This is a genomic window from Lapidilactobacillus wuchangensis, assembly GCF_003946645.1.
Lineage (GTDB): Bacteria > Bacillota > Bacilli > Lactobacillales > Lactobacillaceae > Lapidilactobacillus > Lapidilactobacillus wuchangensis.
The window spans coordinates 141,100-158,494 of the sequence record NZ_RHOU01000003.1 but is presented as its reverse complement, the minus strand read 5'-3'; the positions used below and the strand labels follow the sequence as shown (position 1 = coordinate 158,494).

General features: G+C 40.9%; 11 protein-coding genes. 9 read left to right on the top strand and 2 right to left on the bottom strand.

Annotated elements, in window-relative coordinates:
• Nucleotides 1–350 precede the first annotated feature (350 nt).
• From adhE to zwf, 3 genes are all read left to right on the top strand, one after another.
• Nucleotides 351–2,963: a bifunctional acetaldehyde-CoA/alcohol dehydrogenase gene (gene adhE, locus EKM82_RS04330; protein ID WP_125767090.1), complete on the top strand. Its 2,613-nt coding sequence runs from the start codon at nt 351–353 to the stop codon at nt 2,961–2,963.
• A 1,217-nt stretch (nt 2,964–4,180) separates the two neighbouring features.
• Nucleotides 4,181–6,487, top strand: a complete 2,307-nt coding sequence (locus EKM82_RS04325) for a glycoside hydrolase family 31 protein (protein WP_125767089.1) — start codon at nt 4,181–4,183, stop codon at nt 6,485–6,487.
• Between the two features lie 475 nt (nt 6,488–6,962).
• Entirely contained in the window at nt 6,963–8,420 is a 1,458-nt protein-coding gene (gene zwf, locus EKM82_RS04320) for a glucose-6-phosphate dehydrogenase (RefSeq protein WP_125767088.1), read from the top strand.
• Nucleotides 8,421–8,557: 137 nt separating this feature from the next.
• Here the strand turns inward: zwf and EKM82_RS11305 are convergent, their stop codons facing one another.
• Nucleotides 8,558–8,734, bottom strand: coding sequence for a hypothetical protein (locus EKM82_RS11305; RefSeq protein WP_164508099.1), 177 nt, complete (start codon nt 8,732–8,734; stop codon nt 8,558–8,560).
• Between the two features lie 543 nt (nt 8,735–9,277).
• On the opposite strand from EKM82_RS11305, the gene dinB reads away from it, so the two are divergent.
• The 6 genes from dinB (at nt 9,278) to ahpF (ending at nt 15,720) form a co-directional block, all read left to right on the top strand.
• Nucleotides 9,278–10,396 (top strand): DNA polymerase IV, encoded by a 1,119-nt coding sequence (gene dinB, locus EKM82_RS04315; protein ID WP_125767087.1) that lies wholly within the window; start codon nt 9,278–9,280, stop codon nt 10,394–10,396.
• A gap of 264 nt (nt 10,397–10,660) precedes the next feature.
• Nucleotides 10,661–12,355 carry an arginine--tRNA ligase gene (gene argS, locus EKM82_RS04310; protein ID WP_125767086.1) on the top strand — a complete coding sequence of 565 codons (1,695 nt, stop codon included), beginning with the start codon at nt 10,661–10,663 and terminating at the stop codon, nt 12,353–12,355.
• Between the two features lie 19 nt (nt 12,356–12,374).
• Nucleotides 12,375–12,836 (top strand): arginine repressor, encoded by a 462-nt coding sequence (locus EKM82_RS04305; RefSeq protein WP_125767085.1) that lies wholly within the window; start codon nt 12,375–12,377, stop codon nt 12,834–12,836.
• 36 nt (nt 12,837–12,872) lie between these two features.
• Complete coding sequence (locus EKM82_RS04300) at nt 12,873–13,370, top strand: PTS sugar transporter subunit IIA (protein WP_125767084.1); 498 nt, start codon at nt 12,873–12,875, stop codon at nt 13,368–13,370.
• A 229-nt stretch (nt 13,371–13,599) separates the two neighbouring features.
• Entirely contained in the window at nt 13,600–14,163 is a 564-nt protein-coding gene (gene ahpC, locus EKM82_RS04295) for an alkyl hydroperoxide reductase subunit C (protein ID WP_125767083.1), read from the top strand.
• A 12-nt stretch (nt 14,164–14,175) separates the two neighbouring features.
• Entirely contained in the window at nt 14,176–15,720 is a 1,545-nt protein-coding gene (gene ahpF, locus EKM82_RS04290; RefSeq protein WP_125767082.1) for an alkyl hydroperoxide reductase subunit F, read from the top strand.
• 654 nt (nt 15,721–16,374) lie between these two features.
• On the opposite strand, the gene EKM82_RS04285 is transcribed toward ahpF, so the two are convergent.
• Nucleotides 16,375–17,274, bottom strand: a complete 900-nt coding sequence (locus EKM82_RS04285; RefSeq protein ID WP_125767081.1) for a peptidylprolyl isomerase — start codon at nt 17,272–17,274, stop codon at nt 16,375–16,377.
• Nucleotides 17,275–17,395: the final 121 nt, after the last annotated feature.

Here is a 17,395-nt window from a genome sequence, read left to right as displayed (position 1 = left end):
GGTTATTTTTTTGGCCTAAATTTGGAATATTGTTCAGTGAATTTCTAGAAACGCTTGCATTAGGAAATTGACGATTTTTTAGCAGTAAATTAAAGCGGTTGCTAACCAACTTACTTAATGTAAATACAGTCACTAAAAACGCTTTATTTTGTTTTGCTCATATGTTAAATAATATTATTTTTAATCGGATTAATACTGTTATATCAAGGATATAATTGTGAAGATAAGGCAATTTTCAAATCGGTGAACAGATTCACAGAAAAGTGTTTACATTTAGAAATAAATGGGGTATGATATTCTTGTGAAAGAGATAACGGAATATTGCTAAATTAATCTAGGAGGCATTCCCCATGTTAAAAACAGAAACAAAACCCAATGAAGTAGAAGAAATGGTTACTGGCTTAGTTGAAGAAGCCAATAAAGCCCTTAAAATTTTAAAAACTTTTGATCAAGAAAAAATTGATCATATTGTCCACCAAATGGCCATCGCTGGTTTGGATGAACATATGAAATTAGCTAAAATGGCCGTTGAAGAAACTGGCCGTGGTGTTTACGAAGATAAAGCCATTAAGAATATGTACGCTACCGAAGAAATTTGGCACGCTATCCAAAACGATAAAACTGTCGGCATCATCGAACGTGATGAAGAACATTCTTTAGTTAAAATTGCTGAACCTCTTGGTGTTATTGCTGGGGTGACACCTGTTACAAACCCAACTTCAACAGCAATGTTCAAATCATTGATCGCCATTAAGACACGGAACCCAATCGTCTTTGCTTTCCATCCTGGCGCTCAAAAGAGTTCTGCTGCTGCTTTGGATTGCATTAAGAAAGCTGCCGTTGAAGCTGGTTTACCAGCTGGTGCTTTAAGTTATATTCCTAAGCCAAGTATTGAAGCAACTCAAACATTGATGAATCATCCTGGCGTTGCCTCTGTTTTAGCAACAGGTGGTCCCGGCATGGTTAAGGCTGCTTATTCAACTGGTAAGCCAGCTTTAGGTGTAGGTTCTGGTAACGTTCCTTCATACATTGAAAAGTCAGCCAACATTAAGCAAGCTGTTAATGACGTTTTACTTTCAAAAGCTTTTGATAATGGGATGATTTGTGCTTCTGAACAAGCAATCATCGTTGACAAAGAAATTTACAATGATGTTGTTAAAGAATTGAAGGCACAACATGCTTATGTTGCTACTCCTGCCGAAGTTAATCGCTTAAGTGATGTGGTTATCGACAAAGAGAAACATGCTGTTAATGGTAAAATCGTTGGTCATTCAGCAATTGAAATTGCCGGCTTAGCTAAGATCAAAGTGCCAGATTACACCACAGTTTTGGTTGCCCCAATTGATGGTGTCGGTGATGAATACCCATTATCACGAGAGAAATTATCACCAGTCTTAGCTTTATTGAAAGCTAACGACCATGAAAATGGTTTTGCTTTAGCAGAAGCCATGCTTGATTTAGGTGGTAGTGGTCACTCTGCAGCAATTCATACTGCTGATGAAGATTTAGCCGTTGAATATGGCGTTGCTATGGAAGCTTGCCGGATTTTAGTAAACCAACCAACTTCTGTCGGTGGTTTAGGTGACCTATACAACAATATGATCCCTTCATTGACTTTAGGCTGTGGTTCATACGGTCATAACTCAATTTCGCATAACGTTGGGACTTTTGATTTATTAAATATCAAAACAGTGGCAATGCGCCGGAATAACTTACAATGGGTAAAGTTGCCTCCCAAAATCTATTTTGAAAAGAACTCCATCAACTATCTAGAAAAGATGGAAGGCTTGAAGCGGGTTTTTATCGTCGGTGATCAAGGCATGGACAAATTAGGCTACGTTGACATCGTCGCTAATGCACTTGCTAACCGCCCAGAACCTGTCACTGTTCAACGTTTCGTTGATGTTGAACCAGATCCTTCAACCAACACTGTTTATAAAGGGACTGAAATGATGCGCTCATTCAAGCCTGACACAATCATTGCCGTTGGTGGTGGTTCTGTAATGGATGCTGCTAAAGGGATGTGGTTATTCTACACCGCACCTGATGCCTCATTCTGGGGCGCTAAACAAAAATTCTTGGATATCCGGAAACGGACTTACAAGTTCCCTAACTTAGATAAAGTTAAATTGGTTTGTGTGCCAACAACTTCTGGTACTGGCTCTGAAGTAACACCATTCGCCGTTATTACTGATAGCGAAACAAATATCAAGTACCCATTAGCTGACTATGCTTTGACACCTGATGTGGCAATTGTTGATAGCCAATTTATCGAAAGTGTGCCGCAACGAGTTGTGGCTGACTCTGGTCTTGACGTTTTATGCCATGCCCTTGAAAGTTACGTTTCAACAATGGCTTCACATTACACTCGTGGTTTAAGTTTACAAGCTGCTAAACTTGTCTTTGATAACTTGAAGAAGAGCTATGACGGCGACAAACAAGCACGGGCCAACATGCATGATGCTTCAACAATGGCCGGAATGGCTTTCGCTAACGCTTTGTTAGGGATCAACCACTCAATCGCTCATAAACTTGGTGGCGAATTCCATTTGCCTCACGGACGCGTGATCACTTTGACCATGCCTCATGTCATTCGTTACAATTCTTTAGTACCTACTAAACGGGCACTTTGGGCTAAATATGGCTACTTCCGCGCTGACGAAGATTATGCTGAAGTTGCCCGCTATGTTGGCTTGAAAGGTAACACAACTGAAGAATTAGTTGATGCTTTGATTCAAGGTATTGTCGACCTAGCTGAAAGTGTTGGCGTGAAGATGTCCTTGAAGGAACAGGGCATTACTAAGAAACAAGTGACTGATTCAGTTGATCGTTTAGCAGAATTAGCTTACGAAGATAACTGTACAATCACGAACCCTAAGGAACCTTTGATTGCTGATATGAAGCAAATCATCTTAGATGAATACGAAGGTCCTAAATCAAGTTTCGATCCTAAGAAAAAATAATCATTAACTTGACTAAGTTGGCTTAATTGTTAGTTTGAAAATATCGCCGAGAGCTTTCGATTTGAAAGTTCCCAGGCGATATTTTTTTGTGGCGGTGATTGATTAAGAACAGCTGATTCAAACCCAAAATGGTTTTAGGCGAAATGGCGCACAACTCCGTTACGGCCGGCGGGTTGTGGAGCGTTGCCGGGATTGATTTGAGCTTATTGCTTTGCAACAATCTCAAATACAACCCTTCTTCTAACCGCTAAAGCGGCAAGAAGAATTTGGCGACTGACAACCCGGCGGCCTCCACTTCGTTTTGAACTAATGTGGTCTACTGCAGATTTATTTGATATCAAGTTAATACAAGCAAAGTTAGAGGCTAATCGCCTAGCAATCAGCAGATAAAACTAACAGAATTGAGCATCACTATTTAGAAAAACAGATTAACGTATAATAATAAGTTTGTTTGACAAACTTTCTGGATGAAACCAGAGGAGGGTCAAAAAGACTTTTTGGTAATACTGTTCAGTTATGACAATGATTTGAAATAAGGTGATTAGTCCCACTGCAATTGCCCAAGTTTCTAACAAAGCTAGAGAAAACTACTTCAACTCCAGACGGCGTGGAGGGATCTTGTCGTCAGCCGCCAAATTATTGTTAGTGCTTTCAGCACTTACAATAAGACTTGTATCTGAAACTTTGTGCAACAAAGGCTCAGATCAATGTCGGCCGCGTTCCACGACAAGCAGCCCGGAACAGAGTCAGACGCAATTTTGTTTATTCATCTTCATAGGGTTTTAACTCTTTTGAACTTTGGCTTTTAATTGATTCAGTTCAATGCCGGCAGCGTCCCACAACCAGCAAGCCCGGAATGCAGTCAAAACCAGCTCTGTTTTACCGTCTTCATCATGTTTTAATGTCTTTGAATTTTGAACTGTAATTGCTTCAAATATTATCGAAATGTTTCTGTTACCGCTATCAAATTTTGCCGAATGACCCTGCAGTTAAATGGACTTAGGCCAACTTATTAAGTCGGCTAATCCTTGTCAAACCGTGCTTAAATCGGTACTGGGATAGAAAATAGCGATTAAACAATTGTTAAAATAGTACTGGTTTTTTCAGGGGATATGACATTGACACTGTTTTTTGACCGTGATAGGCTTCTGTAAGTAAACGTTACCAGTCTTTGCAGATTAGGTAGTCGCTATCATTTAAGAGGAGTTTTAACCAACATGACAAATAAGCGTTTAGATTATCAAATTAATGATCAGACTGTGACCGTCCATTATCAACAAGGTCTATTACAGCTAACTGTTTTAACTGCTGAAATTGTGCGCGTGCTGAAAGATGCAACTAAGGGCGCTATTTCATACGCAATTGAAGGTAATAAGCAGCAGACCACCGATTTTTCGGTGGACGAACAAGCGAATCAATTAATTTTAACAACGGCAGCATTACGGATTGAAATTAACGATGATCAATTGATCGATGTGTTTAACCAAGCGGGGCAACCTTTGATTCTGGATTATCGTGGTCAACGAACACCATTAGATCGTGATATGGACGAAGCTCAGGCCAAATTGGCTAGTGCTGAAGGTCATGAAACCGATGCGAATGCAGCAGCAGGTGTTGGTTATCAGGAAGTTGTTAAGGAGTTAGCTTCCGATGAAGTTTTTTATGGGTTAGGCGATAAAAGTGGCTTCAACAACAAGCGTGGTTATGAGTATGATAACTGGAACACTGATGACCCAGCACCACAAATGGAAAATTTCAAGAGTCTTTATAAATCAGTGCCATTTTTGCTAGGCTTAAAGAATAATGTTCCTTATGGTCTTTTCTTTGATAACGCTTTCCGCAGCCATTTTGATCTTGGTAAGGAAAATGAACATTACTATTTCTATTCAGTCGTTAATGGTTTCTTGGATTACTATATTATGGCTGGTAAGACTTTGCGGGAAGTCATTAAGAATTACACGTATTTAACTGGTCGGACACCGCTGCCGCAAAAATGGACTTTAGGTTATCAACAGTCGCGTTGGGGTTATAAGAATGCCAAGGAGATCGGTGAAATTGCTGCCAAAATGCGTGAGTATCATTTGCCTTGCGATGTCATCCATTTGGACATTGATTATATGGATGATTTTCGGGTCTTCACTTGGGACCAGAAGAAATATCCGCAAATGAAACAATTCCTGGCTGATTTAAAAGCCAAGGGCATTAAGATTGTGACGATTATCGATCCCGGTGTCAAACAAGATCCTGGTTACGATATTTATGATACTGGCGTTCGTAATAATTTCTTTGCTAAAACACCGGAAGATTACAATTACGTTAACCGAGTTTGGCCTGGAGATTCCGTTTATCCTGATTTTGGTAAGACACGGGTCCAAAAATGGTGGGCAGAAAATCATCAGCGTTTGACGGACATTGGCGTCTCTGGTATTTGGAATGATATGAACGAACCGGCTTCATTTATCGGCGAAATTCCCGACGAAATTATTTTCTCTGATCATGATCAACCAGCTACTCACGGCCAAATTCATAATGTTTACGGTCATAATATGTCCAAGGCAACCTATACTGGCTTAAAAGAACAGCAACAACGGCGTCCATTCGTGATTACTCGGGCGGCTTTCGCTGGCACCCAGAAGTATTCAACGGTTTGGACGGGTGATAATCATTCCCTATGGGCTCATTTACAAATGATGATTCCCCAACTATGTAATTTGGGGATGAGTGGTTTTGCCTTTGCGGGTACTGATATTGGTGGCTTTGGCTCCGACGCGACGCCAGAATTATTGACCCGTTGGATCGAAGCAGCTATTTTCAGTCCTTTGCTACGGAATCATAGTGCTATGGGGACGCGTCATCAGGAGCCTTGGGCTTTTGGTGAACCTACTTTAAGCATTTACCGCAAATATTTGCAGTTGCGTTATCACTTGCTGCCATATCTTTATGATTTATTTGCTGAGGGTGAAAAAACCGGCCTACCAATTTTGCGGGCGATGGTTTTGTATGATGAACAAGATGCGCACTTGCGTAATATTAATGACCAATTTATGGTCGGTGATCGTTTATTAGTGGCACCAATCGTCAATATCGGTCAGACGAAGCGGTTAGTTTATTTACCTGCTGGTGATTGGCTCGACTTCTGGACGGGGACAGCATATCACGGTCAACAAGATATTGTGGTCGACGCACCATTAGATCATTTACCATTATTTGTTCGTAAAAATTCCTTGCTGCCATGGCATGCGGAAAATCGCGACTATGTTCAAGAAGCCCCTGAAACAAAAATCACTTTCCGTTTGTTTGGCGATCATGGTAGCTATCAACATTATCAAGATAATGGTTTGGATTTTGCTTATCAACAAGGCGAATATAATCTTTACCAAATTGAAATTGATGGTTTACAACAACGGATTGAATTACTACAACATGGTTATCAACCAGTTTATGAAGAAATCACTTTAGAAATGGCTGCTGACAAAAAAGTTTTCCATTTTGATGCGGAATTAGGTCAGTATGTGCTGTCATAAAGGCATGAAGTAATGAAGTAATGACGGTGACAATTGAATAGCAACACAAGTAACCTGCTTATTGGTCTCTAGTTGATGCTAGAAATTGGTGAGTAGGTTTTTCTTGTTGGGTTGCTTATTTCTTAATCAACGGGGTTTAATTCTTTTAGTGCCGATAATCCGCTTTTTAATATGGATGTGGTTTAGTTCAACTTGATAGTCTGGGCGGTGGTTTTATGCCAAGAATCCTGGAACAGCGTCAGACAACATTCTGTCTGCTGTTTAAGAGGCAGGTTCAGCTGGTTGGGCCAATGTTTTGCACCACTTTATTCATTTACCAATCAAGAAACTAATGAGCAGGTTTTGAACAGTTTTTGGACGCAATGGGCGAGCTAATTTTCAGTAACTAATTAAAAGTGGAAACATTTAAGCTTTTAGTCGACTTAGTGTAGAATAGAGGTACTAAGTAATCGATAAAAGAGGTTAGTGGCCAGTTATGAGTAAAGAAAATCCGGTGTTATTTGTTATTTTTGGTGGGTCAGGTGATTTAGCTCATCGGAAGCTTTATCCAGCACTTTTTCAGTTGTTTCAAAAAGGTCAGCTAGATCAGCATTTCGCAGTTATTGGGACTGCCCGCCGGCCGTGGACTCATGAATATTTCCGTCAAACTGTTCAGGATAATTTGCACGAAGGTACGCCTGAGCAGCAAGCGGCATTTGCGGCACATTTTTATTATCAATCGCATGACGTTCAGGACGCGGCTCATTATGTCATTCTAAAGAAATTAATTGATGAATTAGATCAGAAATATCAATTACAAGGCAATCGTATTTTTTATATGGCGATGGCACCAGCTTTGTTTGGCACAATTGCCCAGTATTTGCGCAGTGAGGATTTGTTGAGCCATGATGGCTTTAGTCGTTTGATCATTGAAAAGCCATTTGGCCATGATTATGATTCTGCGAAGGAATTAAACGATGCAATCGTCAATACTTTTGATAGTGATCAAGTTTTCCGGATCGATCATTATTTGGGTAAAGAAATGGTGCAAACTTTGCCATATCTGCGGTTTGCTAATCCAATGATCAATGCCAGCTGGAATCATGACTATATTGATAATGTTCAAATTACCTTAGCAGAATCACTGGGCGTTGAAGAACGTGGTGGCTATTATGAAACAGCTGGTGCTTTGCGTGATATGGTGCAAAATCATATTATGCAGGTCATTGCCATGCTGACTTTCCCAGAACCAGATACGTTGTGTGACCAAACTGTTGAAGCGGCACGGGAACAAGTCTTTACCCATTTACATCAATTGAGCGAAGAAGAAGTGCAGGCGAATTTTGTCCGTGGTCAATATGGTCCAAGTGCAGATGGCAAGCAAATTGGCTATCGTCAAGAAGAAAAAATTAATCCTCAGTCGAATGTGGAAACCTTTGTGGCCGGCGAAATTAAATTAGATTTGCCACAATGGCAAGGGGTTCCATTCTATGTCCGGACGGGGAAACGTTTGCCTGAGAAGAAAACACGGATCGATGTGGTCTTTAAGAAAGCAACCTCTAACTTGTTTGGTGGTGAAAGTTTAGCTGCCCCAGTGCTGACGATTGAAGTTGAACCAGAATCTGGCTTTGTTTTCTCAATTAATGGGAAACAAGTTGGGACTGGTACTGAAGCAGTTTTACATGATTTGCGATACCAATTAAGTGATGCGGATCAACAATTGGTTCCCGACGCCTATGAACGACTTTTATTAGAAGTTGTGCGAGGTCATCAGAGTAACTTTGTTCAGTGGCAAGATATGGCCGGTGCTTGGCATTTCGTTGATAAAATCCGCCAAGCTTGGGAGCAATGTGATTGCCCTGATTTTCCTAATTATGCGTCAGGTTCAATGGGACCTAAAGCGGCTGATGAACTATTGGCTAAAACTGGTCGTCACTGGATCTATCAAGGCTAGAATTGTTGAATTAAAGTTTTGAACTTTTGAATAATTAATAAAAATACGTCTGTGATAATGTTAGAATTGATAGTTATCACGGACGTATTTGCATTGTAAATTATTTGCAGGCATATCATCGTATGTGGACTTAAGTTTCAATTAGATAGATGATAAAACAGAATGGCGTCTGACTCCATTGCGGGCTTGCTGGTTGTGGAACGCGGCCGGCATCGATTTGAACCAATTGAAGACCAAATTGTTTCAAATACGAGCCTTATACTAAGCGATAAATCGCTAAGTATAATTTGGCGGCTGACAACCACGCCCTCCATTCCGTCTGGAATTGAGTTGGTGCACTTTACTGTTGTTAGTGCTTAAGACAAATGCCGTGGGATAGCTTAACCCAGTTAGACAGCAATTAATTCTTACTAATCCGTTCTTCTACCAGATTTAAACTATTTCGCAGTCAAGAACAAGTGCTTGGCGTCAGCTGTAAAATTTGAGGCCTTGATATAAGTCAGATATTTGCTGCAATCTTACACTGACTGCATTGATTACTGGCAAAGATAAAGTGAAGTGAATTAACTCCAGACGGCGTGGAGGGATCTTGGCGTCAGCCGCCAAATTATTGTTAGTGCTTTAGCACTTACAATAAGACCTGTATCTGAGACAATTTGGTTTGTAATTGGCTCAGATCAGTGTCGGCAGCGTTCCACGCCAAGCAGCCCGGAACAGAGTCCGACGCCATTCCGTTTAAAAACCACATCATTGAATTTTCTGTTTTAAGTCTATTCAATGAAAAGCACCGATTTAGCTTAGTAACTATTTTGCTAGTCTTGATTACAATTGAAGTCAATCATAAGGAGGTGATCACCATGGCTGGTTGGTTAGAGATTCCCTTGCAATATCATGTCCAACGGCGGATTATTCATGTGGACATGGATGCTTTTTATGCGTCAGTCGAGATTCATGATCAACCGCATTTGCGGACCAAGGCTGTGGTGGTTGCGCCAGATCCGCGGCAAACTCATGGCCATGGTGTGGTGACGACGGCCAATTATGTGGCGCGCAAGTACGGCGTTCATTCGGCAATGCCAGCGGCCCAAGCTTTAAAACTCATTCCGGACCAAGAGCTGGTTTTTGTACCACCACGTTTTGATCGTTATCGAGAAGTGTCCAGTCAAGTGCATCAATTATTTCACGAACTAACGGACATTATCGAACCAATTTCGTTGGATGAGGCCTTTCTTGATGTGACGGTCAATAAATGGCAGGAACCGAATACGATTAAAATGGCTAGCTGGTTGCAACAACAAATTCTGATCAAAACTGGTTTGACTTGTTCGTTGGGCATTTCTTATAATAAGTTTCTGGCCAAAGTTGCTTCAGATCACAACAAACCTATGGGGCGGACGATTGTGCGGCCAGAGATGGCCCAAGCGTTTCTCAGCGAGTTGTCGATTGATAAATTCTTTGGTGTTGGTAAAAAGATGCAGGCCAGTTTACACGAGCTTGGTGTTTTTACCGGTGCTGATTTATTAAAGATCCCGCAAGACGAATTAATTCGTCGTTACAAAAAAATGGGCTATGTGCTTTATCGTCATGCTCGCGGGGTGGATGACAATCCAGTTTCTGAACAACGTGATCGCAAATCGATTGGTAAAGAAAGTACTTATGGTCAAACGATTACGACCAATGAGCGGGTCCGCCGCGAGCTAACGGAGTTAAGTGCTAGTGTGGCTCGTGCCCTGGCTAAAAAACAAGTTCATGGTAAAGTTTTAGTTCTAAAAATGCGTGATCGTGATTTTAACACGACGACCAAGCGTCGTTCACTAGATGGTTACTTAGCAACGGCGCCAGAAATTTTCGCCGAGGCCTGGCATTTGTGGCAACAGTACGGTAATTTAGACGATGGGATTCGGCTTTTAGGGATTACGTTGACTGATTTGTATCCCTTAGATTATGAAAATATTACTTTACCGCTACTTTTTTGAAAAGACGATAGCTTTTTTAACTGAGGAACTGTATACTTAGTGTATAATATTTGTAGCAGATCATTAGAAAAAAGAAATACTTGGCAGGCACAGCGACCTTGTGACAGTGGAAGACAAGGCATTCCAATTTCTGGCGCACTAATGATTAAAAGTGAACACTTACTAAAAAGTGGCCATTATTGGCAAACAGAGTGGTACCGCGGAATTTCCGTCTCTAATCCTTAGGGGCGGTTTTTCTTTGGTTGAAAAAATAGGAGGATTTTAATGAACGCAAAAGATAACGTCATTGCCAGCTTAGTTGCCGTTTTAGGCACTGAATTACCAGCTGACAAAATTGCTGAATTACTGGAAGTACCGAAATCATCAAAATTAGGTGATTATGCTTTTCCAACGTTTAGTTTGGCTAAAGTTCGGCGGCAAGCACCACCATTAATTGCTCAAAGTTTGGTTGCCGCAATTGACCAAACTGGTTATGAACAAGTCGTCGCAACTGGTGCGTATGTTAACTTTTTCTTAGATAAGTCAGCTTTTGCCCAAGATATTTTGACGACCGTTTTAACTGCAGGCGAGCATTATGGTGATAGTGATTTAGGTGCCGGTGGCAATGTGCCCATCGATATGTCATCACCTAACATTGCTAAGCCAATGTCAATGGGCCATTTGCGCTCAACCGTCATTGGTAATTCTTTAGCGAAGATTTATAGCAAAATCGGTTACCACCCTTATAAAATCAATTATTTAGGTGACTGGGGCACTCAATTTGGTAAATTGATCGTGGCTTATCACAAATGGGGCAGCGAAGCCGAAATCAAAGCTGATCCAATTGGCAATTTACTGAAGTATTATGTTCGTTTCCATAAAGAGGCCGAAACTGATCCAGCGTTAGATGATGAAGGTCGTTTATGGTTCAAAAAACTGGAAGACGGTGATCCTGAAGCAACTCATTTATGGGAATGGTTCCGCGGCCTTTCGTTAGCAGAATTCAACAAGATTTATCAACGTTTAGGCGTCGAATTCGATTCTGACAATGGCGAAGCTTATTACAATGATAAGATGGACCCAGTCGTGCAAGAATTAACTGACAAACATTTGCTTCAAGAAAGCCAAGGCGCCCAGATCGTTGATTTAACTGCTGAAGGTTTGACACCAGCTTTGATCAAACGTTCTGATGGTGCCACCCTTTATATTACCCGTGATTTAGCAGCCGCAATTGATCGTTACAATAAATTCCACTTTGCCAAGTCACTTTATGTGGTTGGTAGTGAGCAGACTGAACATTTCAAGCAATTAAAAGCTGTTCTTGAAAAAATGGGTCATACTTGGGCCCAAGATATTGTTCACGTACCGTTTGGTTTGATTACCAAGGACGGTAAAAAGTTGTCAACCCGTAAAGGTAATGTCGTCTTACTAGATAAGGTTTTGGATGATGCTGTTGATTTGGCTAAGGCACAAATCGCCGCTAAAAATCCTGACTTGGCCAATGCTGATCAAGTGGCGCATCAAGTTGGCGTGGGCGCGGTTATTTTCCATGACTTGAAGAATGATCGCTTAGATAGTTTTGATTTCAGTTTGCAAGAAGTTGTTCGTTTTGAAGGCGAAACTGGACCTTATGTGCAATACACTAATGCGCGGGCGCAAAGTATTCTGCGCAAGGCGGGAACTAAGCTTGATTTAACAACTAGCAAGCTGGCTTTGACTGATCCACAAGCATGGGATGTGTTGAAGTATTTGGCCGATTTCCCGAATATCATCAAACGGGCGGCAACTGAATATGAACCATCTGTAGTAGCTAAATTTGCTTTACGCTTGGCGAAGGCTTTCAACAAATACTATGCGAATTCTAAGATTTTAGTTGCTGATGATGAATTGAATGCACGTTTGGCTTTGGTCAGCGCGGTAAGTCAAGTCTTGCAAGCAGCTTTAGATTTATTAGGTGTTCAAGCACCAGCAGAAATGTAGATGTAGGAGCGATTATTTTATGAAGAAAAAAGAACGACAAGCTATTTTACAAAAAATTGTCCATGAACACTTAGTCCATACACAAGAAGAATTACAAGACTACTTGCATGAATACGGAGTACGAACTACCCAGGCCACCTTATCTCGCGATTTACGTGAGTTGAAGGTTACGAAAATGCGTGATGAGTATGGCAAGTCACGCTATATCAAATTAACCACCGAGACCCAAGGCGATGCCGAACAACGATTACAGTCAGCCTTAAAAACAGTTACCAAATCAGTTGATGTGGTCGGTTTCTTGGTGATTATTCACACCAGTCCTAGTTATGGTAATTTCTTAGCAGCCGCGTTAGATGATTTACGTGATACACCACCGGCTGATATTTTAGGAACAATTGCCGGCCATGATACGGTCGTGGCTTTTTGCAAAGATAATGATCAGGCTCAAGTTGTGTCTGATTATTTATCCACGCATATTTAAACAGATGTTAATGGAATAGAAAGTCGAAGGGCGCCTATGTTTCAATTATTCCACCACCATTCGGTTGCTAAAGTGAGTAATCAGATTTACGCACCTGTGGATGGTGAAGTGATCGATTTGATCAAAGTAAAAGATCCAGTTTTTGCCCAGCACACGCTAGGTCAAGGTTTCGGGGTGATTCCTAGTGATGGCTTTATTTATGCACCAGTTAGTGGGCAAGTCACGTTGGTGGCCAGCACCAAACATGCCATTTATTTTAAAATGGCCAACGGTTTAGATGTTTTATTGCATATGGGATTGAATACTGCTGATTTACACGGTCAGCCGTTTAGAATCCACGTCACGGATGGTCAGCAAGTTAACGGCGGTCAGCGAATTGCTAGTATGAATCGCTTGCAAATCAAAGCTGCGGGGATGTCTGATACCGTCGTGGTCGTGATTACTAATTCCGCCGAAAAATTAGATCATTTGGCAATTAATTACGGGCCCATTTTTGGTGGTCATCGGTTAGGAACAGCGACGGTCAAGGGCTGACCTCAGTAATTTTAACGACCGATTAAATGGCTTTCAGGACATCGTTAATCAATTATTCAACTTAAACAAATCGCTCAAACGACTATTCTAACAAGGAATAGTCGTTTTTTTTGCTTTTTATTTGTAATGAAAAAGTTATTGGTGGGGAATTGGATGCCTTTACATTATAACGATTATAAATTATAATGTAGCTGTTATCATTACATCATAATTTTTGGGAGGCTATATCATGTCATTAGTTGGTAAAGAAATCGGTACTTTTCAAGCAAAGGCTTATCGTCAAGGAAAATTCATTGATGTTTCTGAGCAAGATTTAAAAGGTCACTGGAGTGTTGTGATGTTTTACCCAGCTGACTTCTCATTTGTTTGCCCAACTGAATTACAAGATTTACAGGAACAATATGCCACACTGCAAGCTCTAGGAACTGAAGTTTATTCAGTCTCAACAGATACTCATTTTGTTCATAAGGCATGGCATGACCATTCTGATGCTGTCGGAACGATTGAATACACCATGATTGGTGATCCCTCACAGAAAATTTCACGTTTGTTTGATGTTTTAGACGAGGATCAAGGTTTGGCACAACGGGGGACCTTTATCATTGATCCTGAAGGGATTGTCCAATCAATGGAAGTTAATGCTGATGGTATTGGTCGTAACGCTAGTGAATATATTGACCGGATTAAAGCAGGCCAATATGTTGCTGCTCATCCTGGTGAAGTTTGCCCTGCCAAATGGAAAGAAGGCAGTGAAACTTTAACACCAGGTTTGGATTTAGTTGGCAAGATTTAAGGAGGATCACCAATGGTTCTCAATCAAACATTAAAAGCACAATTAAACCAATATTTACAACTACTTGATCAAGAGGTGATTTTGACAGCGAGCTTAGGAACTGACCAAGCTTCCACTGAAGTTCAGGAATTTCTCAACGAAGTGGTGGGCTTATCAGCAAAATTAAGCCTCGTGACAGCGAAGTTACCACGGACACCGAGTTTTACCTTAAGCACCGCTAAAGCGCCTCAAGGCCGGATTACGTTCGCTGGCGTGCCTTTGGGCCACGAGTTCGAGTCGTTTGTTTTGGCCTTGTTGCAAGTTTCAGGGCACGAGCCTAAAATTTCGGCGGCGGTTAAACAACAAATTATGGCGATTGACCAGGATTTGCATTTTGAGACTTATGCCAGTTTGACTTGCACGAACTGTCCTGATGTTGTTCAGGCACTTAACATTATGAGTGTGTTGAATCCTAAAATCAGTCATACGATGATCGAGGGCGGCATGTATCAGGAAGAAGTGACTGCCAAGAATATTTTGGCAGTGCCCACAGTTTATTTAAATGGTGCCGAATGGGCCAGTGGTCGAATGACTGTTGCAGAAATTGTTCAAAAACTGGCTAGTAAAGAAGTGGTCTTCCACGTCGCGTCTGCTGATGCCATCGCCTATGATGTGTTAGTCGTTGGTGGCGGACCGGCAGCGGCAACTGCAGCAATTTATGCCGTTCGTAAAGGCTTAACCGTGGGATTAGTCGCTGAACGTTTTGGCGGTCAACCACTGGAAACGTTAGGTATCGAGAATTTTATCGGGACGCCTTATATTGAAGGCGAGCAACTGATGAAGAACGTTCGCGTCCATGTTGAGAAATACCCGATTCACTTAATTGAGGGTTTTCAAGCAACAGGCCTTCAGAAGTTAGGGGATAAGCAATTTCAGTTGACCCTGAGTTCTGGTGACCAATTGCAAAGTCAAAGTGTGGTTATTGCCACTGGCGCTCACTGGCGGGAATTAGGAATTCCTGGTGAGGCTGCTCTTAAAACGAAGGGTGTGGCTTATTGCCCTCATTGTGACGGCCCCCTGTATCGTGACAAAGATGTTGCCGTGATCGGCGGCGGTAATTCAGGTGTGGAAGCTGCCATTGATTTGGCCGGAACTAGTCGGCAAGTCACGCTGATTGAATTTATGCCTAAATTAGCGGCTGATGAGGTTTTACAGCAGAAGTTGGATTCCTTGAAGAATGTGACTGTGGTGACGAATGCAGCCACGCAACAAATTAACGGTACTAATCAAGTGACTGGTTTGACCTATCAAGACCGAACTAGCGGTCAAGAACAAACTGTCGATCTGGCTGGTGTTTTCGTTCAAGTAGGTTTATTACCTAATACGGATTGGCTAGGGGATACCATTGCCTTAAGTGCCCATCACGAAATCGAAGTGGATGATCATAATGCCACTAATGTTGCTGGTGTTTTCGCGGCTGGTGATTGCACCACCGTTCCTTACAAACAGATTGCGATTGCCATTGGTGCCGGTGCAACGGCAAGTTTAAGTGCTTTTGATTATTTGATTCGGCATTAATTGCCGTGATCGGAAAAGCAAGTTGTGGTGTTGGCTGACTCGATCCTCAAATAAATTTTTCAAAGCATTCAAAAAAGCTCGTTATCAGTTTTAAAACTGATAACGAGCTTTTTAGTGGCTGCTAATTAGTCATATTCTTGGTATATTTTTTCTAAAATGATGACTAACAGCACTTGAAATAAAAGGCTTTCATAAATTTATGCATTTTTCTAGCTGAAATTGTTCGTGAAAACAACTCGTAACTAAGATGAACTTTACGTGAAGAACTTACAATTTACTTAAGCAAATGGTTCAGTAAAATATTTATTTATACAATAAGACAGCGTCACAACTGAGGTTAGACGCTGCCAAGTCAAGATTAGACGAATGATGGATAATTGACGGAAAAACCTTGACATCTACTTTATACCACATTTGAGCAAGTTTTTGTTACTTTTTTTTCATTATTTTTGAAATAAAAGTTTAAGAATGAAAAGTGTATAAAAGTAATTACTCTAGTAAGCGCTTTATAAAATAGCGATTACATTTTAATTGAGAAAAAATTTTTCAAATTTTTGAAGATTTTTAAATCTGCTGAGCGAAGGCAAGGCATGGTTTAAAAATTTGACTATAAAAAAAGCAGTCGCCATAACGACTGCTTTTAGTGAAAACTATTTATTTTGAGCTAGAGCTTGAAGTGCTGACGTAGCTTGAAAGGACGTTTTGTAAATCTTTGTCCTTGATGCTGACGTTAGCTTTCTTGATGACCTTAGCTAAGACTTTTTGCATAACGCTAGAGTCTTGTAACCATGAATCATAAAGTTGCTTCGTTAATTCTTTCTTGTGGTCAGCCATCTTGCCCTTACCAGGGTTCTTGATCATCTTGATGATGTGGTAACCATAAGTTGTCTTAACAGGAGTCTTAGTGTATTCGCCTTGCTTCAACTTGAATGCAGCTGCCTTAAAGTCTGAGTCTAAGCTAGTATCAGTATTGTCAAAGGCTGATAATTTACCACCATTTGATTTAGTAGCTGTATCAGTTGAATACTTCTTAGCTAACTTAGTGAAGTCGCCACCTTCATCTAATTGCTTGATGATATCTTTAGCGGTATCTTCTTTAGCAACTAAGATGTGAGCAACAGTGACTTTAGGTTCGTAGCTCTTCCATTGTGTTTCAAGGTTCTTCTCGGTAACTTTCTTGTTAGCCTTTAAAGCGGCTTCAGTCAAGTAGTTAGTCCGAATATTTTCCTTCAAATCTGCTTTAGTCATGCCATTGCTTGATAAAACAGATGAAAGGGAAGAACCGTAAGTCTTCTTAAATTTGTTGTATTGCGCGTCAACTTTCTTGCTAGAAACTTTGCTACCATATTGGTCTTCGAGGGCCTTAGTGATAATCATTGTTTGCAAGGTTGATTGACCAGAAGTGGTTTTCTTCATCTTCTCGTAATACTCGCTCTCAGTGATTTTGCCACCCTTCATTGAGACAACAGTTTTACTATTGCTACATCCGGCTAGTGCTAGAACAGCGACAACGCCTGCTGCAGCTAAGACCAGCTTCTTAAATGATTTCTTCATAATTCTGAATCCACATCCTATTCAAATTCCGATTTAAAACGCGACACTTCTTGTAATATACCATATTTATCCGCCAAATAAAATAAAGACACCAAATTTAACGGAATGTTCAACTCTTAAG

Bases quoted from the DNA above. Each gene is read 5' to 3' on its own strand.
- argS (WP_125767086.1), top strand. From the start codon at position 10,661: ATGAACGCAAAAGATAACGTCATTGCCAGCTTAGTTGCCGTTTTAGGC.
- EKM82_RS04305 (WP_125767085.1), top strand. From the start codon at position 12,375: ATGAAGAAAAAAGAACGACAAGCTATTTTACAAAAAATTGTCCATGAA.
- EKM82_RS04285 (WP_125767081.1), bottom strand. From the start codon at position 17,274: ATGAAGAAATCATTTAAGAAGCTGGTCTTAGCTGCAGCAGGCGTTGTC.
- adhE (WP_125767090.1), top strand. From the start codon at position 351: ATGTTAAAAACAGAAACAAAACCCAATGAAGTAGAAGAAATGGTTACT.
- EKM82_RS11305 (WP_164508099.1), bottom strand. From the start codon at position 8,734: ATGGAGGGCGTGGTTGTCAGCCGCCAAATTATACTTAGCGATTTATCG.
- EKM82_RS04300 (WP_125767084.1), top strand. From the start codon at position 12,873: ATGTTTCAATTATTCCACCACCATTCGGTTGCTAAAGTGAGTAATCAG.
- dinB (WP_125767087.1), top strand. From the start codon at position 9,278: ATGGCTGGTTGGTTAGAGATTCCCTTGCAATATCATGTCCAACGGCGG.
- EKM82_RS04325 (WP_125767089.1), top strand. From the start codon at position 4,181: ATGACAAATAAGCGTTTAGATTATCAAATTAATGATCAGACTGTGACC.
- ahpC (WP_125767083.1), top strand. From the start codon at position 13,600: ATGTCATTAGTTGGTAAAGAAATCGGTACTTTTCAAGCAAAGGCTTAT.
- ahpF (WP_125767082.1), top strand. From the start codon at position 14,176: ATGGTTCTCAATCAAACATTAAAAGCACAATTAAACCAATATTTACAA.
- zwf (WP_125767088.1), top strand. From the start codon at position 6,963: ATGAGTAAAGAAAATCCGGTGTTATTTGTTATTTTTGGTGGGTCAGGT.